This window comes from Nocardia sp. NPDC052316 (genome assembly GCF_044547795.1).
Classification (GTDB): domain Bacteria; phylum Actinomycetota; class Actinomycetes; order Mycobacteriales; family Mycobacteriaceae; genus Nocardia.
Genome location: NZ_JBIUBB010000007.1, coordinates 69,817 through 89,256, shown reverse-complemented (window position 1 = coordinate 89,256; position 19,440 = coordinate 69,817). Strand labels below are relative to the sequence as shown.

The 19,440-nt window shown below is 64.7% G+C and carries 23 protein-coding genes and 1 tRNA gene; 16 read left to right on the top strand and 8 right to left on the bottom strand.

The window, feature by feature from the left end; translation table 11 throughout:
- Nucleotides 1-192 precede the first annotated feature (192 nt).
- Entirely contained in the window at nucleotides 193-738 is a 546-nt protein-coding gene (locus tag ACIHA7_RS32090) for a hypothetical protein (RefSeq protein WP_397294733.1), read from the bottom strand.
- A 991-nt stretch (nucleotides 739-1,729) separates the two neighbouring features.
- Here ACIHA7_RS32090 and ACIHA7_RS32085 point away from each other — a divergent pair.
- Nucleotides 1,730-2,239: a hypothetical protein gene (locus ACIHA7_RS32085; protein WP_397294731.1), complete on the top strand. Its 510-nt coding sequence runs from the start codon at nucleotides 1,730-1,732 to the stop codon at nucleotides 2,237-2,239.
- 48 nt (nucleotides 2,240-2,287) lie between these two features.
- Here ACIHA7_RS32085 and ACIHA7_RS32080 read toward each other — a convergent pair whose 3' ends face one another.
- From ACIHA7_RS32080 to ACIHA7_RS32065, 4 genes are read right to left on the bottom strand one after another with little or no spacing between them, the layout of a single operon-like run.
- Nucleotides 2,288-3,034: a pyrimidine reductase family protein gene (locus tag ACIHA7_RS32080; RefSeq protein ID WP_397294729.1), complete on the bottom strand. Its 747-nt coding sequence runs from the start codon at nucleotides 3,032-3,034 to the stop codon at nucleotides 2,288-2,290.
- Entirely contained in the window at nucleotides 3,031-3,294 is a 264-nt protein-coding gene (locus ACIHA7_RS32075; protein ID WP_397294727.1) for a hypothetical protein, read from the bottom strand. The genes ACIHA7_RS32080 and ACIHA7_RS32075 overlap by 4 nt, the downstream gene beginning before the upstream one ends.
- On the bottom strand, nucleotides 3,291-4,334 hold the full coding sequence (locus ACIHA7_RS32070) for an asparagine synthase-related protein (protein ID WP_397294726.1): 1,044 nt from the start codon (nucleotides 4,332-4,334) through the stop codon (nucleotides 3,291-3,293). The genes ACIHA7_RS32075 and ACIHA7_RS32070 overlap by 4 nt, the downstream gene beginning before the upstream one ends.
- Complete coding sequence (locus ACIHA7_RS32065; protein WP_397294724.1) at nucleotides 4,331-5,119, bottom strand: GntR family transcriptional regulator; 789 nt, start codon at nucleotides 5,117-5,119, stop codon at nucleotides 4,331-4,333. Before ACIHA7_RS32065 ends, ACIHA7_RS32070 begins: the two co-directional genes overlap by 4 nt.
- 526 nt (nucleotides 5,120-5,645) lie before the next feature.
- On the opposite strand from ACIHA7_RS32065, the gene ACIHA7_RS32060 reads away from it, so the two are divergent.
- The 14 genes from ACIHA7_RS32060 (at nucleotide 5,646) to ACIHA7_RS31995 (ending at nucleotide 16,684) form a co-directional block, all read left to right on the top strand.
- Nucleotides 5,646-5,999, top strand: coding sequence for a hypothetical protein (locus tag ACIHA7_RS32060; protein ID WP_397294722.1), 354 nt, complete (start codon nucleotides 5,646-5,648; stop codon nucleotides 5,997-5,999).
- Complete coding sequence (locus tag ACIHA7_RS32055) at nucleotides 5,996-6,394, top strand: RRQRL motif-containing zinc-binding protein (RefSeq protein WP_397294721.1); 399 nt, start codon at nucleotides 5,996-5,998, stop codon at nucleotides 6,392-6,394. The genes ACIHA7_RS32060 and ACIHA7_RS32055 overlap by 4 nt, the downstream gene beginning before the upstream one ends.
- The gene (locus tag ACIHA7_RS32050; protein WP_397294719.1) at nucleotides 6,391-7,440 is read left to right on the top strand and encodes a hypothetical protein; all 1,050 of its coding nucleotides are present in this window, start codon (nucleotides 6,391-6,393) and stop codon (nucleotides 7,438-7,440) included. The genes ACIHA7_RS32055 and ACIHA7_RS32050 overlap by 4 nt, the downstream gene beginning before the upstream one ends.
- Nucleotides 7,437-9,425: a hypothetical protein gene (locus tag ACIHA7_RS32045; protein ID WP_397294718.1), complete on the top strand. Its 1,989-nt coding sequence runs from the start codon at nucleotides 7,437-7,439 to the stop codon at nucleotides 9,423-9,425. The genes ACIHA7_RS32050 and ACIHA7_RS32045 overlap by 4 nt, the downstream gene beginning before the upstream one ends.
- Before the next feature lie 43 nt (nucleotides 9,426-9,468).
- On the top strand, nucleotides 9,469-10,041 hold the full coding sequence (locus ACIHA7_RS32040) for a hypothetical protein (RefSeq protein WP_397294717.1): 573 nt from the start codon (nucleotides 9,469-9,471) through the stop codon (nucleotides 10,039-10,041).
- 21 nt (nucleotides 10,042-10,062) lie between these two features.
- Entirely contained in the window at nucleotides 10,063-10,437 is a 375-nt protein-coding gene (locus tag ACIHA7_RS32035; RefSeq protein WP_397294716.1) for a hypothetical protein, read from the top strand.
- Nucleotides 10,438-10,512: 75 nt separating this feature from the next.
- On the top strand, nucleotides 10,513-12,084 hold the full coding sequence (locus tag ACIHA7_RS32030) for a hypothetical protein (RefSeq protein ID WP_397294715.1): 1,572 nt from the start codon (nucleotides 10,513-10,515) through the stop codon (nucleotides 12,082-12,084).
- A gap of 1 nt (nucleotide 12,085) precedes the next feature.
- Nucleotides 12,086-12,445 (top strand): hypothetical protein, encoded by a 360-nt coding sequence (locus ACIHA7_RS32025; RefSeq protein WP_397294714.1) that lies wholly within the window; start codon nucleotides 12,086-12,088, stop codon nucleotides 12,443-12,445.
- A gap of 1 nt (nucleotide 12,446) precedes the next feature.
- Nucleotides 12,447-12,896, top strand: a complete 450-nt coding sequence (locus tag ACIHA7_RS32020; RefSeq protein ID WP_397294712.1) for a hypothetical protein — start codon at nucleotides 12,447-12,449, stop codon at nucleotides 12,894-12,896.
- A gap of 4 nt (nucleotides 12,897-12,900) precedes the next feature.
- Nucleotides 12,901-13,887 carry a toprim domain-containing protein gene (locus ACIHA7_RS32015; RefSeq protein ID WP_397294710.1) on the top strand — a complete coding sequence of 329 codons (987 nt, stop codon included), beginning with the start codon at nucleotides 12,901-12,903 and terminating at the stop codon, nucleotides 13,885-13,887.
- A gap of 30 nt (nucleotides 13,888-13,917) precedes the next feature.
- Nucleotides 13,918-14,325: a hypothetical protein gene (locus ACIHA7_RS32010; RefSeq protein WP_397294708.1), complete on the top strand. Its 408-nt coding sequence runs from the start codon at nucleotides 13,918-13,920 to the stop codon at nucleotides 14,323-14,325.
- Nucleotides 14,326-14,520: 195 nt separating this feature from the next.
- On the top strand, nucleotides 14,521-15,237 hold the full coding sequence (locus tag ACIHA7_RS32005) for a sigma factor-like helix-turn-helix DNA-binding protein (RefSeq protein WP_397294706.1): 717 nt from the start codon (nucleotides 14,521-14,523) through the stop codon (nucleotides 15,235-15,237).
- Entirely contained in the window at nucleotides 15,234-15,467 is a 234-nt protein-coding gene (locus ACIHA7_RS32000) for a helix-turn-helix transcriptional regulator (RefSeq protein ID WP_397294705.1), read from the top strand. The genes ACIHA7_RS32005 and ACIHA7_RS32000 overlap by 4 nt, the downstream gene beginning before the upstream one ends.
- A gap of 92 nt (nucleotides 15,468-15,559) precedes the next feature.
- Complete coding sequence (locus ACIHA7_RS31995; RefSeq protein ID WP_397294703.1) at nucleotides 15,560-16,684, top strand: tyrosine-type recombinase/integrase; 1,125 nt, start codon at nucleotides 15,560-15,562, stop codon at nucleotides 16,682-16,684.
- 46 nt (nucleotides 16,685-16,730) lie between these two features.
- Here the strand turns inward: ACIHA7_RS31995 and ACIHA7_RS31990 are convergent.
- Nucleotides 16,731-16,804, bottom strand: a tRNA-Pro gene (locus ACIHA7_RS31990).
- Between the two features lie 232 nt (nucleotides 16,805-17,036).
- Here ACIHA7_RS31990 and ACIHA7_RS31985 point away from each other — a divergent pair.
- A complete protein-coding gene (locus ACIHA7_RS31985; protein ID WP_397294701.1) occupies nucleotides 17,037-17,765 on the top strand; it encodes a GAF and ANTAR domain-containing protein in 729 nt (242 codons plus the stop codon).
- A 2-nt stretch (nucleotides 17,766-17,767) separates the two neighbouring features.
- Here ACIHA7_RS31985 and ACIHA7_RS31980 read toward each other — a convergent pair whose 3' ends face one another.
- Together ACIHA7_RS31980 and ACIHA7_RS31975 are read right to left on the bottom strand one after the other, a co-directional pair.
- Nucleotides 17,768-18,445, bottom strand: a complete 678-nt coding sequence (locus ACIHA7_RS31980) for a PAS and ANTAR domain-containing protein (protein ID WP_397295534.1) — start codon at nucleotides 18,443-18,445, stop codon at nucleotides 17,768-17,770.
- 303 nt (nucleotides 18,446-18,748) lie between these two features.
- Nucleotides 18,749-19,390: a class I SAM-dependent methyltransferase gene (locus ACIHA7_RS31975; RefSeq protein ID WP_397294699.1), complete on the bottom strand. Its 642-nt coding sequence runs from the start codon at nucleotides 19,388-19,390 to the stop codon at nucleotides 18,749-18,751.
- Nucleotides 19,391-19,440: the final 50 nt, after the last annotated feature.

Sequence of the window (19,440 nt, the reverse complement as noted above, 5' to 3'; positions counted from 1 at the left end):
TTACCGTCGGTTCCGGCTGGTTTGCCGGTACCGACGAACCGATCGCTGACCTCGACGCCGTGACTGCGGGCGTGCCACCGAGAAGATCAAGGCCGTCCTTGACCCCTGAGAGTCCGGATCGCGGATACCCAGGGCCATTTCTGTGCGCGGTCACGACGTTGGCGCGCCATCCAGGAGGGCTTGAGTTGTGGCTTACTCGCCATATGGGAAGTACGGGAGTGGATAGTCCGGCCGCGGGGGTAGTTCGTCGGTGTCCCTGACGAACCATCGAATGAACGCGATTGCATGCTCTCGGTAGGTCGAGTCCACCGCGTTCAAGGCTTGCTCAACTCGTTCCTTCAGCTCAGCGTCAAGAGCTACGGTCATCACAGGTTTGCGTGGCCGCTTGGGGTTGGACGGGACGGCCTTCAACCCCTGGCGGCGGCGAGCACCAATGGCCAGATTGGCGGCATCTTCCTCCACGTCAGGGGTTAGTTCGTTTACTAGCTCCGACGTGTGCTCCCAGGAGCACTTGGATACGTGATTCCAGTGGATCGGAATCATCCCCACTTCTGGCGGTTCGGTGGTCTTCACCTCCCGCTCTCCCAGTTCCGACGGTGTCGCCAACGCCGGCGTCCCCATCGGCATGACTATCCCGAAGGAGAAGTTCATGTCGTGGTATTTGCCCGGGAAGAAAGCCTCCTCCGCCGCCCACACACGCGTTCCAGGCTGCCACTGGTCATCCGTTTCTTGAGCCACGCTGTCCCCCAACCTCATTCGTCGTACCGGCACGGTTCGGATTTCAGCGTAGCCAGAGTAGGCCATCGGCAGCCCGCTATCGGCGGAAGGTGATGAGCCTGCTCGCTGCTGCCGGGACAGTGCCGGGACTATGACGGGAGTCGGCCGGGACTGTGCCGGGACTTGCCAAGTCCCGGCTAAGTCCCGGCACCCAGTATTGAAAATAAGGTTCTACCTGCAGTGTTCGGCGCCGCCTCTTCTTCTGCCCGGTCCCCACTCTCTATGGCTTCGCTGTTCATAGAGAGTGGGGACCGGGCAGAAGAAGAGACAACACCAAACAAAAGATCAGGAAGAACACGAGTAAGGGGGAGGGGAAGAAGGACCACAAAGAGACCACAAGAGAGGGGTTGGGAGCGGGGTTGCGTCAGGTGGGTAAGTTACGTCTAGAGCTGCGTCACCTACGGGTGACGTGTTCGCGCGTCAGGGCGCGCGCAGTGCGGGAGGCAAGTCAGGCGCGGCAGGCCAGTTTCGAGCACGCGAGCTGACGATAGGAAATCTATGTAGCGCGGCCGCGTCGTGGACGGCGCCGTAGACCACAACGAGAAGGCTGTCGCGACCCGAGGCTCGGCGTGGGACCGAGCCACGCTGCACAGCCGACGAGGTCCGCTCATTCAGCACGAATCGAACGAACAATCACCGCAGAGCAGGGTGGCTTGGCCGTCTCGAACCTGAGTGTCGGGTAGGCCGATGGTACGCTTCAACTCCTCATCCCAGGCAACTGTTTCGACCCGGCCACAGCACGAACATCGCCAGCGCTCGCCGTAGTCGAAGTTGCCGCCGTCGCTTCGCATGGCCGAGTAATACCCGATCGGATCGGGAACAGCAAAGTCGCACCGCCCGAAGTCCGAGCTGACTTCTGTTCGCCTTCCACACAGGAGCCGCGGTTTCGCGTGCTCTGCCAAGTGCCGCCAATTCCGAGCGGCCATCCAAAGCTGTTGTGTACCTTCTGATCATGCTTGAGCAGTTGGTGCCTATGATCGGCGTTGTCCTCGGGTCGTTCGCGACCTACGCAGGTGCCACTCTCGCCGAGCGAGCACGGTTCAAGCGGCTGCTGACGACACGTTGGGATCAGAACAAGCTGGACGTTTACGCAGAGTTCGCAACGTGTGTGAAGGATATGTTGCGCAGCGCTGGCCGGTATGCGGATGCTCGCGACGAGGGCTTCACCGATCTGGCCGAGCTGCGGGCGGAATTGGAGGCCGCAGACAATCGCCGGTCGACCGTGTTCGAGCGGTTGGTCCTACTCGGTGATCCAGCTGTGACAGAAGCAGCCAAGTCTGCGAATCAGCTTGTGCTCAAAGCCAAGCGAATCTCCGTCGAGGGTCCGGCGACCGCCGAAGAGCGGACGCTCGGAGGGGACGACGTCGTTGGAGCGTTGAACATGTTGCACGACGCTGCCCGTCAGGACCTCGGGATTTCGCGTACACCTGGACGCGGCATCGTTGCCCGGCCGGGCCAGTAGGGGCTCGGTTGCAATGTTACCCGTCGTCGACCCTAACCTGTTGATGCTTTAGCTCGATCGCACCCAGCGCGCAAGCTGCGCGCCGTCAGCATCGAAGATGATGTGGTTGCAGCGCATCCCAACCGTCGAATGCCTGTCGGTGTGCGTGATGCGCTGTGCGTTCCCACAAACCACACTTGGTGCTGTCGTGACACAAAGCTCGTCGAGCGCGTGGTCCGCGGCTAGCTGTCCAGTAAGTGTCGGCCCGCCCTCACACAGGATCTTTCGCAGTCCGAGCGATGTGAGCGCGTCGATCATCGCTGCAGTTTCAATGCGATCGGGACCGAGCTCGATTACTTGGGCGCCCGCGGCGGTGAGGTTTCGCTTGGCGGTGGTCGGTGCGGTAGTCGTCGTGAGAATTATCGGCGGAACGATCGTGTTTGTGAGTAGTCGTGACTCCGGATCTATGTCCGCGCGGCCGCTGACGACCGCGAGGGGTGGAAGCGTGGCGAGCCCTCGGTCAGCTCGTCGTTGCAGGCCCTCATCGGAGGTCCTGACTCCGATGTAGTCCTCGATGCGAATGGTGGCCGCGCCGACGAGAACGACGTCGGCAAGGTCCCGCAGCAGCTTGAACGTCCGCTGGTCGAGTGGGTTGGTGAGGCCGGTGGACGAGCCGTTCGTAGTGATGGCGCCGTCCAGACTGACTACAAAGTTGGCGCGAAGCCACGGCCCGGGCACGTCCGGGTACTCGTACAGCTCGGCGAGCTCGTCGTCGGTAATTCCCGTAGCGGTGACAACTCGAGGTAAATCGGTCACCGCAGCTTCGCTTTGACCTCAGGGCGCCGACTGAAGTGGGTGAGGTAGTACTCCTGCCCCTCAACTTCTACCACCGCGACCTCTCGATCTGGGTCTTCGCACATCTCTTGTACGGTCACGTCGAGCCCATGCTGCCGAGCAGCTTCCAGCCATGCGTCGAGCGCGGACTGCCGCCAGTTATTCCGCTTCTGTTCCCAGTTGTCGCCGTTGTCCAGCTGGTAGTGCGCGACGAAGCCGGTCACTTGGTCCGCAGCGGTCATGATCCGGTGCCCTTCCGTTGTTGTTCGAGCTCGAGTATCGCTAAGAAGAGTCGCATAGCGACGGTTTCGTAAGGTTCGGTCATAGGGTCGCCGTACTCCGTTGCGCCCGGCATGGCGGCCGCGAAACTTCGCGCCGCGGTTGCGAGTTGGCCCATGATTCCAGCCGATCGTTGGATCGCCGCCTTCTTTGCCCAAGCCAGCTCTTTCGCGGAGCCTGGTAGGAGATCCTCGCATGCGAGGCGCACACACAGCTTGTCGACGGGGGCGCCATCGTGACTACCGAAGAGCGCTGGTGGCGCGAGCGATTCAGCAAGTTCCCACATCCGGACCGTCTGAAATACGTGGATGAATCGATCCGCGTAGTCACGCATGACGCGCGGGTAGAAGTCTGGAATAAGGCGATCGTAGACAAAGTTGTTCGCCGACTCCTTGCGAATGATCGCGTCCAGCTCGTCGACAGCTTCGGGGGAGTCGATGGGATGCCGAAGCGCCTTGCCACCCGCAAAAATCGCATCGGCAGCGCTGCCGGTGAGGATTGGCCCGACCTCCCCGATTTGGTCGAGCGCCGGAAGCGTTGCTAGCAGCGGGATCGCGTAGGAAACCTCCCACAGTTCGGGTGTTTCAAGACGACTAAGCGCGGTTCGGGTCAAGGCGACGATTCCCGCTTGATCGAGTTCTACGACAGCGTGCGTCAGGCCCAATGCCGCCGCTGCGGCAGTCGCGTTGGTCTCGTCGGTGCCACCGCTACTCACGACGGTGACGGCGCGCGGGCGGACTCCCAGCTCGACGGCCGCTGCTGCTACAAGGATCGAATCAACGCCTCCGGACAAGAGGACGACCGGCTCGCCGGAGTGTGCGCGGAGAACGGCGTCCACCCGAGATAGCGTCTCGTCCTTCAGTCTGGCTGCGGCTGTAGCTGCGTCGACTACCGTTCGCCGTCCGGGATTCGGCGGAGCAATATCGCGGACGTCAGCGACGAACTGCATGGCTTCGCCGGTCTGATCGGCTAAGACGACACCGTTATCGTGCTTTGCAGTCATTCGGTCGGGGTTCCTTCGCTAAGCGGCACGTCATGCGTGGCGACGACAACCATTCGATCACTTCGGATGGCGATATCGGCAGTCTCGACGGCAAGATCCCCCGCGAAATGGGTTCGCACGATGTGAAGAATTGGGATGCCGGGACCGAGTTGCAGGATGCGGCTTTCCTCCGTCGACGGGTTCTTTGCGCGCGTCTGTTCGTCGACCCGGTCGACGTGGATGCCGATCGAGTCGAACCTGGCGATGACACCCGGATTGCCGCGAGTCCCGTCTACCGGCTCTTCAATCGGTGTCCCCTCGATCAATGCGAGCGGTTCGTACTGAGTTCCCACCTGTATCGGCTGGCCGTCGACCAGCCATACGTAGCGCGCCACCGTCACCGGTGCACCGGGAGGGATGCCGAGCCGCGAAGCGATGACCTCGGATGCGGACTCGCGCCAGTGTTCGGCTGTTACTTCGTCGTGCCACCCGCCGGCCACAGCTTCCTGGAGGTTAGGAGCTACCCCCTCGGGGTTCCGCTGGTAACGCCGTGTGCCGCGTCTGAACAGCTCTGGCCTAGCTCGCACGAACGATCCTCGACCGCGTTTTGTTTCGATCAAGCCGTTCGCGCGAAGCTCATCGACCGCCTTCACCGCAGTGGTCAGCGCGACATCGAATCGGTCAGCCAACTCCCTGGCGGACGGAATCTGATCGCCCGGTTTGTATTCGCCAGTCGCGATCGCTTCGCGAAGTGCCTCTGCGACCTGCAGGTACGGCGTGATTCCTGAAGCTTCGTTAATGGTCAACCCGATCCCTCCTCCTCTTAGCCCTAGCCTATCGCAGTGCGCCAGTGTTATGCTCTACTGGAACACCATATCAGTAGAACATCGGGAGGGCTATGGGCGTCAGATCACTACGCGAATAGCGGGCGAGCCCCGATCGGATTCGGCAGAGACTTAGCCATCCATCGCTAAAACAAGAAGCTCCCCGGTAGCTGGAACTACCGGGGAGCCGTACGCCAAAGCGGTTGCAGCCGCTTCAGCATTCCTCGCACCTCAGAGATCAGGAGTCCCTGAAGCATGTTTAGTTTAGTTGGCCGCGCGGCCATGCTCGTATCGCACCCTTCCCATCGGCGAAGTCGCCAGCTGGTTGCTGTTTGTGCCTCGTTTGGTGACGAATCATGATGCGCGCCAAGGCTGTCGGCGTCGCGATTGCTGCCGTCTGCATCGGCTACGTTGCGCTGACAGCACCGGAAATCGTCGGCTTCACGTTGATGGCGCTAGGAGCTCTCGGGGCTTACCTCGCTCTCCGGGGGTTTCGCAGGACCGGGATGTGGCGATGAACCTGGATCGGGGCGATCGTCCGGTACCGCACGTCTACACGGTCCGGTATTTCGATCACGGTCGCGGAGGCCACAACCCGCTGCATTCGATGGCGGGGCCTGAGTTCACGGGCGTTGGGTCAGTGTATGCGCCGCTGGGTGTGTTGCCGCCGATGGTTCGGCTCGGCGCGCTGGCAGTGTTGATCCTGATCGCGATGGCGGGGTGCACGGCGGCGTGGATTGACTACAAGCACTACACGCCCTCGCCGAACATCTGCCGCTCTGAGAACTCCGGTGTGCCAGCTGAGCATCCAGGGTCGTGTGTTCCCACGTCCGGGGTTGCGGGAATCGAGCGGTCGCGATGAGCCGGTTTCTGGATCCAGACGGCCGCGAGTACGGGATTCCGACCTGGCCGTGGCGGATGGCACCGCAGCATTTGCGTACCAAAAGGCAACTGGCGCAACGGGACCAACGTCCGATTGAGCGTGAACCGCAAGCGCAGGTGATGCGCAGCCGACGCGGGAAGGCGCCGATGGTGGCACACCTCTACGACGCCGAGAAGGCGGTACCGAAGCGAACACCGTCCGAGGCGCAGTTGGCGGCGCTGCAGGTGGCGCGCTGGACACGGTCGGTGGCCGCATGCGAGCGCCGCGGGATCGACGCCAGCGACATGCGCGAGGTGATCGAGCAGGCCCGCGCTGATCTGGCCGCCCGTCGGCGGGCCACGTCGCGAGGGCGGAAAAGGAGCCGAACCCGATGAACCACAACAAGAGTCGTTACGAGAACCTGGAGTTCGATAGTCGCGACCAGATCATCAGCGGGCTGCGTACCAGCGGCGCTGGCTATCGGGAGATTGCCCGCCTTCTGGGCATTTCGGCGCGCAAGGTCGAGGCCGCTCTCGGTGAGGTCGCCGAGCTGCATGACAACGGATACAGCCAGGTCGAGATTGGCCGCCGGGTCGGTTTGCCGCGGACCACGGTGCAGGATCTGCTGCGCTCGCAGCGGTCATCGTTGTCGACGGCACGCAAGACGGCGGCGCTGGCTGCGCTGTCGGAAATGCACGGCATGCAAGTTGACGTGCTTGCCTGGTTTCTCGGGATGGAGAAGAACCACACATACACCATGGTCAAGCAGCTGTTCGAGGACAAGCACATCCATGGTTTGGAGCAGGTGCAGCCCGGCGAGAAATGGGTGGTGCCGACGCGGGTGACCGCGGCGCGCTATCTGGGATGGCGGCCCCGGGATTGGCATCCGCCGCTGATGTATGCCGAGCACTATCGAGCGGTCGGCCAAGCACGGATCATGCTCGTCGGTACCGCGCCAGAGCGCTGGATTTCAGAACGCCGTTTGTGGCAGCGCGCGAAAGACGAAGCTGCCGAATCCCGTTCCGGAATCACGGAGTTCAGCACGGGCCGCGCCCCCAGGACAGGCCGCCCGCATATCCACGACGGCCGCTTTCTTGGTGAAGTAGAGGGCCAGCGCGGTTGGTGGGCGTTGGAGGTCGAACTCAGCGTCAAACACGGCGCACACATGGACACCGCGTTGCAGGGCGCATTGCGCGCCGCCCGTGACGCGACGCCGGAATCGGTTGTCGGGCTGCTGTACCTGTGCCGGTCGGCGTCGGTGGCCGACAACGTCAACGCCGCCTACGACCGCCTGCCGCGTGAACTGGCGGAGTTGTCGTTGTTGTTCGCGATCGGTGATTTCGACGACGAGTGGACCAGCTACCTCGCGCGCCGCAACAAGGCCAAGGCAACAAAACGCCACGGCGGCAACGGACTTCACATTACAGGCAGGGCGTCATGAGCAACCCGAATTGCCACCCCATCATCACTGCTGCCGACTGCGATCCGCTCGGCACGAGCAGCGTCACCTCAACTTCACCAGCGCCGACCGCAGTGCAGGAGCCAGCCCGAACCGGGCTCATCCAGCCGGAAACGCCACCGATCAAACAACTCGATGGTGTGCAGCTGCCGGACATGTCAGGAATCGCACACGCTGCGACGACCGCGACTGTGTGCGGGGTGGTGATCGTGGCGATGCTGGTCATGATCGTGGCGGTCGCCGCGCGGTGGCCACTGGCGCCGCATCGGTTGCGTAACTTCGCGATCGCCTCGCTGCTGCTGCCCGCAACCGCCGCGCTGGCCGGTGGTTCGTGGCCGGTGCCCGCGATGCTGTTCGTGGCCGGCGCGTCCCGCGTCAGCGACGGCGATTGGGCCGGACTGCGGATGATGCTCGCGCTCGGTGTGCCGTTCGCGTCGCTGATTGCCGCCTACGGGTGGGCGAAGTTCGTGCACAAAACCAACAGCGTTGGACTCAAGTCGCTCGGTCGTACCGAGCGTGTTCAGCAGGCGATCGCAGCCCGCAAATTCCACGCCGCGGCCCGCGCGGCGAAGCTCGGCGCACCCTACAGCGCTGGAGATTCGATCGTGTTGGGGCCGCTGGCCGACCGCACGACGTCGAGCCCGTTGGGTGTGTGGTCGGAGCTGACTGCGCGCCATCAGTCGTGGCTGGCGATCCCGCACAAGGAAGCCCGGCGCCATCTCGGGATCTTCGCCACCACCGGTGCGGGCAAGACCGAGCTGATGAAGCGCTACGCGGTGGCGACGTTCGGCTACGAGTGGCGGGCCTGGCAGCAGTGGAAAGACGTGCCCGGGATGCGGCGCAAGCATCCGCGCCCGCTGCTGGCGGTGATCTCGTGCAAAGGCGGCGAGGACGACCGCGATTTGGGAATCGAATTGTGCGCCAACGCGATCGCGATGGGCATCGATCCTGAGCGGATCGCGATGATGCCGCTGGCGGACCGGCTCGACATCTGGAACATGCCCGCCCGCGACCTGCGCGCGGTGCTATCCGAGCTGCTCAGCGCCGGTGAAGCGAGCACGTCGGAAGGTCAGCACTTCGATGAGATCCGGCGTCGCATCGTGTCGCTGGTCGTGGACGCCCCGGTCGGCCCGCCGCGCGATTCGTCGGAGTTCCTGGAGCGGCTGACCGAGGAGAAGCTGCTCGACATCTGGGGCAACGCCCCGGATGTGAAGCGCATGATCGACGCCGCGCAGGCGGAGAAGACCCCGCAGCTCGATGACGCGTTGATCAAGTGCACCAACCTGTTCGAGCTGTTGCAGGACCACAACGGACACGTTGTGTTCGACGGCGGCAAAGACATCAACGACCTCGACGTGCTGTATGTGACCGTACCGGGGCTGGACAAGGACGCCGCCCGCGCTCAGGTCGCAGCGATCCTGCGCCTGATCATGCAGCGCGCCGGACGCACCACCAAAGACCAGCGCCGCTCGGTCACTGCCGTTTTGGACGAAGCAAGCGCGTTGACCACCAAGAAGGGGTCGATCGGCCTTGAGGAAGTCCTCGAACGAGGTCGCTCTCAAGGCGTGGCAATGGTGCTGTCATCTCAGTCGCCTGAAGGCGTAGCCGCTGATCAGTGGTCGTTGAACCGCCTGCTGAAAGCCTGTGCAGGCGGGGTGATCATCGGCTACTGCGAAAACGCCGGGGACCTGTGCAAGCACTTCGGGTCGATCCGCCGGATGCTGCCGTCACGGCATTTGATCAAAGGCCAGCGCCACGGCGACGAAGGGCAAGTCAGCGTCGGTGAGATGTGGCTGGTCGATCCCGACCGGGTCCGCCGCTTCGACACCGGCCAGGTCGTCTACGCCAAGGCTGGACGAGCTCAGTGGGGCCAGGTCATCCCCGCCGATCGCAGCGAACTGTCCCCGCTTCCCGGAACCGCCGCAGCAGCTGCTGCGTCCACGGCGGCCGCCAAAGCCGCCTTCTGACGAATTTTCCTGATTCAACCAATTCGATTGTGAGGCAACCGTAATGCGCATCATCCGTAACAACGACCACAACGACGAAGACCCCGAGGACTTCGAGCCGAACGACCCGAAAGACCAGGGGGAAAAGCTGGCCGACGAGGTCGCGGACTTCCTGGCGGCCGTCGCCGAACGCGCGCCATTCCCGACCGGACAAGACGCACCGGCCCCAGCCCGGCAGCCGGTGAAACCCGAACTGCGCCTGGTCAAAACCGACGACCTCCCAAATGTCCGGGACGAGGCGATCGTCGCTGCTGCCGACGGGCCGCGGCCGCGGCTGGTACGCGCCGGGGCAGGCGGCTCGGCCGTGGTGATCGTCTTGGCGTTGTTCGCGGCCTGGGGTGAACCACCGGCCGTGGTTGTCCCGATCACGGTCTACGGCGCCGGATGGGTGGCCTATCTGTGGTGGAACGCCGCCCTGCGTCCACCGATCCCGCAAGCCATCTCCTTTGTCACCACGGCGATCAGCCGGGCTACTGCAGCCGTCTTCCGTTCCTTCTTCCGCGGCTTGCGGCGGGCCTACGAGCGCGTCGACGCGGCTCGAACCCGGCACGAAGCCGCCCGCACGGCAACCACATAACCCATCACCCGAAAGAGACGAATGGCGATGTACGACAACCAGAACGAGCCGATCCTGCCCATCCCGTCCGACCTCTACCTGGAGGTGGGTGAGGTCCAGGACCAGCTGGACGACCTTCAGCGCAAGTTACTCGATCTCCAGCATCGCTACCACGAGCTGACCCGGTCACCCCGATCACTGGATGTCGACAACCTCGGCGAGCCGACCAGCCCTCTCTATGCAGCCCAGATGACGGAGGGATGGCTGGCCAGCGCCGACAGCAACCTGTGGCGCGCCAGTGAACAGCTCAGCCGGGCACGCGGCTACGCCAGCCGGTTGAAGCTCACCGAGCAAGCCTGCCAGCAGCGAGAACAGCAACTCGCACAACACCGCCCGCCGATCGAACGCACCCGATAACCAGCAACCGAAAGGACCACAGCAATGTCTGAGATGGACGAAATCACCAGTGAGGCGAGAAGGTTCGTTGCCTCGATGAGCTCTCTGCTGCGCCAGCACTCCCAAGCCTCGAACTGGTTAGAGCGCAGCTTGATCCGCCGCGACATCAAGCGGGGATGGCGGGCCAAGCTCAAAGCACAACGCGCCGAACGCACCCATCAGTTGAGCTGGACCGGCCACGGCATCGACAACTACCGCATGCATGCGCTGGCCGCAGCCCAACGCCAGAACGATCCGCGCGTGGACGAGGACCGGCGCCGCCGCGACGCCGATGCACTGGCGCGTCACTACGCCGACAAGCGAGACCGCATCCTGGGCAACGAGCACCTCACCGAGGTCGAAAAAGGCATCGCTCTCGATGGTCTGGATGCCGCGACGGTGTTCCCTGAGTACAAGCCGGGCGAGTTGTTCTCCCGGGCGCACAAGGTGCGCGGCATCGAAGCGTTGCGCTACCGCGCGCAGGTCGCACGAGCACGCGACACCGCAGGCTTCCCTCGCCCGCTGCCACGGCCGATGCCCCACGTCGACGCCGGATCCCGGAGCCGCGACGAGCAACTCGAACGCCTGCACACTCCCGCACCGGACGGGGTGGCCGCCGCTGTCGATGACAGGAAGCCGTTCGTTGCCTTGGTCGGACCGGCCGACGTGATCCACCTCGAAGAGCACGAGTACGCGTCGGTGCCGCATCAGGACCGGGATCGGTTGCAGCGCTTCGCCACTCGCGAGCAAGCCTATGAGTGGACGCTGGCCCAACTCGATACCTACCGGACGACCAGCAGCCGGGCCGGGCAGGATTTCACTGCTTCCATCCGCGAGCTCGGGCGCAGCAACAGCAGCCAAATCGTCAGTGGCCCGCTCGGGATGGTCACCGACGAAGTCCGCGGCCTGTACGGCGAGCACCAGCGCCGCCAGGACCATGCACGCCAGGCAGACCAGCCACAGGCCTGCCCGGCCGGCCAACCGCCCGACACCAGCGCGGCTCAGGACCGGTTCGCGGACATCGAGCGCCGCCTGAGCGAGATCACCGCAGACCGGGACCGGTTGAGCAACCGCGTCGGCATATTGCAGCGCGGCCTGGACGCGGTCACCGCCGACCGCGACGAGGTCAACCGCAAACTCGCCAACGCCAACGGGCAGATCGAGGCATTGAAAAACCGCAACCTGCGTATGGCCGCCGAGATCGAAGAACTGCGTCAGCAGCCGAACGTGGACCGGGTCGCCGCGGAACGGGACCGCTACAAGCGTGAGCGCGACGAAGCCGTCACCAAACTCGCCCAGCAGACCCCACGCGAGCAGCGGTACGGCAGCCGTGAGCGCGCCGAGTTCGACAAGCTCGGCAACACCGAGCGTTGGTCACGCCAGACCGAGACCGCCGACGACCCGCAGGCACGGGCCGACGCCGCGGCGCGGGAGGAGTACGGCCGCGCCATCGCCGAGCAGATGTCGGCTGACTTCGCCAAGGTGCACGGGGATATCTACGACGAGCCGAAGCTGCGCGAGTTCGCCCGCGAATGGCTTACCAACGCTGCCGAGCAGCACCGCGAACAGAAGACCAACGGCACCGAGCGAAACGGGCAGCAGCGCAACGGAACCGAGCGGAGCCGTTGACATGGATAACCGTCCATCACCGCTGGGCATGGCCCCCGAAACCATCCGACGCGCTCGGCTGACCGTGGCTCAACACGCCACCGACCGCGCAGACGCCGCCGAGCTGCTGAAAATGCTCGGCCTGATCAGCGAGCCGCCGACACAACAACAGCTGAAATCACAGCCGGTGCGAAACCCCGGAAGGTGCGTGAAATGCGGTGTGACGACCGGCGATCCACGTGCCGCCGGCCACGGCGGTGCTCGCTACGGCGGCCGCGGCCGCTGCGACGCCTGCTATCAGCGACTCGTCCGCGCCGAGCGCAAAGCAGCCCAGGAGGGGCACCGAACTCCGCAGCGCCGCGTGATCGAACGGAGCCGCTGAGATGGAACGCGAACACGAAGAAGCGATGCGCGTCGACTTCGCCGAACTGGTTCGGCTCCGCGATGAGGTGTTCCACGCCGAGGACTTGGGACAGCCCGCGAGTGAGATCGACCGACTCGCTGATCAGCGCTACGACATCGATGCACGGTGGCTGGGTAGTCCGCACCACGAGGAATGGAGGTATCTGCACACCGCCTACAACGACTGGGTACGAGCTCCGGAAACCACGCGGCGTTTCCTTGACTGGATCGAGCATTACCGCAACCTCGGGCACGAGCAGGTCTCCCCGGTGCAGCAGCGAAGCCTGGAACAAGCCCGCGAACTGGCCGGGGAGACCTTCCAGGTCGACTACGAACGCAACGCCCCCGATGTCGCACGGTTCACCCCGGACACGCCGGTACCGGTTTTCGGGGCTGCCCGACAGCGTCGCGGGATCGAGCGGGGGCGGTGAACTCGTGGAACCGCAACAGGTGCAAGGGCGTTCGTGGCAGATCATCACCACCGCGTTGGATCGCGCGATGGGTACGGGCAAGGGTTCGCAGTCCGGGTGGGTGCGCTACCTATGCCCCGTCCATGAAGCCGATGGTCACCACCACAACCCGTCACTCGGTGTCCGCTACGACCCGAGCCGGTCTAAGACCATCGTGCGTTGCTTCGCCGGATGTGACGACCGGGACGTGCTGGCACGGTTGGATCTTCGGGTCCGTGACATGTTCGATCGGCTCCCCGAACGCGACCCCAACCGCCGCAACCCGCGGGCTCAACCGCGCAGCACGACCAGCAAGCAGCCGCTCGCACCGGTAGAGCGGGCGATCCAGGCCGCCCGATTCCCGATTCCGGCACGACGGGACCTCGGAAATCAGACCGGTCCGGCGGCCAACGTCGACACCTACGTCTACCGATGGCCGGGCGGACGTATCGAAGGCGCGGTAACCCGCGTGCACACCCCGCACGAGTACGGGTATGCCAAGTCGTTTTGGCAGGCACGCTGGACCGGGACCGCGTGGGAGCCGGGAGGTTTCGCGCCGATCCCGTGGCGGCTCAACGACATCCGCGAAGCCCTCGGCACCGGCCGCGAAATCTTCGTGTGCGAGGGCGAGAAGGACGTGCAGCGCGCCAACCAGGCCGGGCTGATCGCCACCTGCAACGCCATGGGCGCAGGCAGCTGGAAGCCAGAGCACGCGCGCTGGCTCGCCGGAGCGGGGCGGGTGATTGTGGTCGCCGACCGCGACCGCCCCGGCTACCGCCACGCCGCCAAGGTCGCCGACACCCTCGCAGGCCGGGTCGGAGAAGTCCGGGTTCTGCAAGCCCGCAGCGGCAAAGACCTCACCGACCACTTCGACGCCGGATACCAGCTCGAAGACCTCACACCAGTCCCGTACCTCGACAGACCCCAACAGCCAAGGTTTCGGCCGGCCATAGGCCGAACCCGCAGCCGCTGACACATCCATACATCAGAAAGGACTCTCACCATGAGCGTCGACTACAGCCAGCGATTCAAGGCCGCCGCGAGCAAGCCCCCGAGCGCGTTCGGCAAGAACACTCCGCCTAACACCACAATTTACGGGCGCATCGTAGAGATCGGCGAGCAGCCGAAACTCAAATTCAACGGCGCCCCCGGTGAGGTCGACAAGGACAAGAAGGGCAACCCGGTCCTGCAGCTGTTCATCACCATCGACACACCCGCCGGACCCCGCAACCTCTACCCGACCTGGCGGATGGAACAGGCCATCGGCACCGCCCTGGAAAAAGCCGGCGCCGGAGCGTTCGAAATCGGCGCCGTGCTGTCGGTCACCTACGTCGGGCAGGATCCCAACGACGAACGCGCCAAGCTCTACACCGCGGTCTACACACCCTCCGGTACGAACGGCGGTGCATGAGCCGTGACCGGATACGACTCCGGTCCCGAGGCGGTGCGCAGCAACGATGCTGCGCACCGCAGCGCACCAGATGTCAGTGCACGCGCGGCTGGTCCGTCGCCGAGAGCGTGGCCGGTACTGCTGTTGGCGCTACCGGCGTTCGTGGCGATCTGGTCCGGTTGGGTCGGGCTCGGTGAGCTGACCGGGTTCGGTCCGGTGCACCCGCTGCCGGGTATCGCCGACGACTTCACGATCAACACCGCGATCACGCTGCCGATCGGGATGGAGGCATACGCCTCCTACGCGCTGTATGTGTGGTTGTCCGGTCGGGTCCGTTCAGACCGAACGCGCAGCTACGCCAAGTATTCAGCGTTCGGCAGTCTCGTGTTGGGTGCGGTGGGGCAAGTTGCCTACCACCTCATGCAAGCCGCGGGAATGAGCACGGCACCGTGGCCGGTTACCGTGCTTGTCGCCTGTCTACCTGTTGTGGTTCTCGGCATGGGTGCGGCGCTGGCGCACATGATCAGCAGCGAGCACCATCCCCGAACGGCCGTGCGCAGCGAGCCGGAACCGGTGCACAGCCCCGAACCTGTCCGCACCATGTCAGTGCGGGCAGTGCACACAGAGACTCGCTCGACATCGACGGAACTGACCGAATCCTGCCTAGCGCGTGAACTCGAACCAATCGAATGCATCGAAATCGAGGCCAGTGCAGCGCCCGATCACTGGTCAGTGGTCGCTGATCGCGTGTGCGGAGCAGACCCCGCCAGGCGGCGCGATCCCCGCAAGGTCGCCGAGATCCTGCGCCTACGCCACGACCACGGCTGGTCCCACGCCCGCATCGCCGAGCAAGTCGAACTCAGCTCATCAACCGTCACCCGAACACTCACCGCCGCCCAGGAATACACCAGAACAGAAGGAACCCGACCATGACCGACATCAACGCCCGAGAAGTATGGGAGCTGACCGAGAACGCCTGGTACACAACGGAAGACGTTGCCGCGGTGCTCAAAGTGGATCCGTCGAGCCTGCGACGCTGGCGCACAGCCCGCCCACCGCAAGGCCCGCCATTCGTTCACCTGTCCGATCGAGTGACCCGGTACCTCGGCGCCGACGTTCTGGCCTACCTCCGTCGTAACCGCATCGACCCGACGGCGGCGTGATGGGAACCGAGCCGGTTCGATTGATTCCGCTCGGAGTGGAGATCCGAGCGGACATCGAAGAACGCAATCGCGCCACACCATTCCGAGCCCGAGTGCGATGGACCGATCCCGTCACCAAGTCTCGGCCGTCGAAGTCGGCATCCTTCGACACGCGCGAAGAAGCGGATGCGTGGGTTGACGGGATCCGACGTGCCGCGGCCCGCGGTGTCGATCCGAAGACCGCGACCGCCACGCTCAAGGACTACGGCGACGACAACTGGGCCGCGGCCATGCGCGGCCTGGAGGAGAAGACGGCGGGGGATGCCTACCTGCCAGCCTGGAACCGGCGAGTCGTCCCGGTCCTCGGCCATATCCCGGTGACCATGATTACCGCGGGCCTGGCCGATCGCGCGGTCATGGGCTGGATCGCTGACGGCGTCAGCAAGTCAGCGGTCAAAAACAGCTTGGCCGCACTGTCCCGCGTGCTGGACCAGGCTGTCCGTGACGAGGTGATCGACCGGAACCGGGTCGAGGTCAGCGGCTGGCAACGCCAATACGAACGATATGAGGACGAACTCGATGACCCGCGATCGCTCGCACTCCCGGACTGGTTGACGCTGACCAATCTCGCGGATGCGTTGGTCGCCGCGTCGGCCGACGGCTACCAGGGCTGGGGTGACGTCGTGATCTTCGCGGCGTGCACCGCGGTGCGGATCGGGGAAGTGTCCGGGTGCCGGGTCGGTGACATCGACACGACGGAATGGGTTTGGCGGTTGCGTCGGCAAACGTCACCCGGTCCAGGTGGCCTGAAGGACAAGGGCACGAAAGGTAAACGCTCCCGCCGGATTCCGATCATCGAGGACATCCGCCCGCTGGTTCTCAACCGGATCCAAGCTGCCAACCGTCGGCCGGACGCGCGACTGTTCGTTGGCCCGCGGGGTGGCCGGATCCAAACCGGTGTGCTGCGGAAGGCGACGCACTGGCACGAGGTCGTTGCAAAACTCGGCTACGAACACCTGCGTCGGCACGACCTGCGCCACACTGGACTGACCTGGTTCGCCGACGCCGGCGTTCCGCTCCATCGACTCCAGCAGATCGCCGGTCACACCGACCCCCGGATCACCCAGCGGTACCTGCATCCGGGCATCGAAGCACTCCAGAACGACGGCAACTTGCTCACGATTCACCTACGAGCGCCCCAGCGGTCCCCAAATGGTCCCCAACTGCGTGTCGTCTGAAAACAGCAAACCCCTTCCGACCGAGGTCAGAAGGGGTTTTTCTCTGTCGGGCTGACAGGATTTGAACCTGCGACCACCTGACCCCCAGTCAGGTGCGCTACCAAGCTGCGCCACAGCCCGTTCCGCGCCCATTGCTGGGCGCTCGAAGAGATTACCTCAGGTACCCCCGGGGTAGCGAATCGCCTGGTGAGCGGCGTGGCGACGGGGGGTGAGCGGGCGCTGAAAGCTGGTCGGGCGCAGGGGGTGTGACGGAGAACGGGGGAGGGGCGGATTGGCGGCGAGCAGTGGGGGCATTACGCAGAGTACGAATGGGGCCGTGCGGTGTCGGCGGACCGGAAGGAGAGGGAGGGATATGAGTCGGGAGCGGCGGCTGGTCGAGGCGTTTGTGCAGTTGGCGGACTCGCTGGTGGAGGAGTACGACCCGGTGGATGTGGTGCAGGAGCTGCTGGATCGGGCTGTCGACCTGCTACCGGTGGATACCGCGGCCGTGCTGTTGGCGGGGGACGACGGGGAGCTGAAGGTGCTGGCTTCGACGAGCGAGGCGACGCGGTGGCTGGAGTTGCTGCAGATCCAGGCGCAGGACGGGCCGTGTGTGCAGTCGTATCGCGATAGTGAGCAGGTCATTGTGGAGGACCTGGAGGCGGCGCGCGACCGTTGGCCCGCGTTCGCGAAACAGGCTCTGCTGGAGGGGTTTCAGTCGGTGTATGCGTTGCCGTTGCGGTTGCGGGCGGACCGGGTGGGGGCGCTGAATCTGTTCAGTACCGGCGGTGAGCATTTGACGCAGGACGATCTGTTGGTGGGGCAGGCGCTGGCGGATATCGCAAGTATCGCGATTTTGCAGGCTCGGTTGCTGGCGGGCCACAAGACGGTCAACGGGCAGTTGCAGTCGGCGCTGCAGAGCCGGGTGGTGATCGAGCAGGCGAAGGGGATTCTGGCGGCGCACGGCGACCTCGATCCGGAGACGGCGTTCGACGCGTTGCGCGGCTATGCCCGCACGACGCGCGGCCGGCTACCGGATCTTGCGCGCGCTGTGGTCGACCGCACTATCGACGTGAGCAAGATCCTGGACCGGCGGACTTGAGTTCACAGGCGCTCGTGCACGGTCAGTAACAGATGGTCGAAGCGGGTGCGCAGCTCGACCATCTGTCCGTCCAGGGTGCTGATCTCGGACACCAGCTGGGTGGCCAGCGTGCGCAGCTTGGTGCCGGTTTCCTGGGAACGCCAGGTGAGCACCCGGAACGCCTGTTCGGCGGTGATCCCGTAGATCAGCATCAGAACGCCTTTGGCCTGCTCGATCGCGGCCCGCGCGGTGTACAGCTCGGGTAGCGCGCCGCTGAGGGTTTGTCTGCGGTCTTCTTCGAGGGTGTCGGTGATGTCGATGTAGTACCCGGAGGTGCCGACCACTGCTCCGTCGACGTCGACCATGGCGTCGCCGACGACGAGGACGTGGTGCACGGTGCCTGCAATGTCGATGATGCGGTGCCTGCTGCAGAAAGGCTCGCCGGTTTCGACGGTGCGGGCGATGGTGTTCGCCACCTGTTCACGGTCCTCGGGGTGCTTGTGTGACAGCAGCAGTTCGGTGGACGGGCGCACCGTTCCCGGTTCGTAGCCGTGGATGAGGGCGACCTCGTCGGACCACTCCCAACGCTGGTCGGCCAGCCAAAAGCGGAACGTCCCGGCATTTTGCGCGCTGCCCGTGCCGAGCACCTCCTCGACGGGGCGCACTGTCTCGGGCCCGATGACGCCGGAGTCGCCCAGCATCCCAGCCGTGACCTCGTCCGGAATGTTGCCGTCCTCCGGCGTGGCTTCCGGAATATCAACAGACTGATCCAACAACCTGCCCCTCTCACCTCGACCGATGCCGGTACCTCGAACGGTCGGCTGACGGGGGCTGGGGCAGCGCGTTCCGGTCGACTAGATTACCCCGGCGCGCCGACAGCTCGTCGGGGAGGCGCACCGAGCCGGGATTGGTTCAGCAAATGTGTGGTGATCCGGCGTCGGCATACCGGTGCGCCGGCCGCGTCCGGTGGCGCAATGCCGAGGTCGATTGCGACACAGCCGTTCTCAGTCAACCCGCCGGGCGATGGTGAGCACATCCGGCACCAAGATGGCCGGTATGGGCCTGCGTACGGGCCGCTGCTCGGTGACCAGGAAGCCTGCGTCTTCCACCAACAGTCGCATCTGCGCGGGCGAGGGAAAGTACGCGACACTCTGAATCGGCTGGGGCTGCAACAACCGAGCGAAGCGGCTGCGCGGATTGTTCAGGACGATGGCGAGAAGCCCGCCCGGTGCGAGGATCCGGTGGAACTCCGCGAGCGCTGCCGCATGGTCGAAGAAGTGGAAGGCGTGCGTCGAGACGACGGCGTCGACCGCCCCGTCGGGCAGGCCGAGATCCTCGGCCTGCCGATTGATCCAATCGACCTCGGCGGAACGGGCTTTCGCCTGCTGGAGCATGCCGATGGAGGCGTCGCAGCCGTACACCACCTCGGGCACCAGCTCCCGCTGGATGCGCGAGGCGAGAATGCCGGTGCCGCAGCCGACGTCGGCGATCCGGCGGATCCCGGCCCGCCGCAGCTGGTCGATGATCTCGTCCTGTGGCGGCTGATAGGCGACTCGCTGCACCAGGGGCGCGTTGTACACCCGGGCAAGCCGATTCCAGCCCGAGGTGACGAGGCTGTTGAAAGCCCGAGTCGGAGCCTGCGGCATGGGCGTCCCTTCTGGGTAGCTGAGCTAGATCCTAAATTGTCTGAGACAAC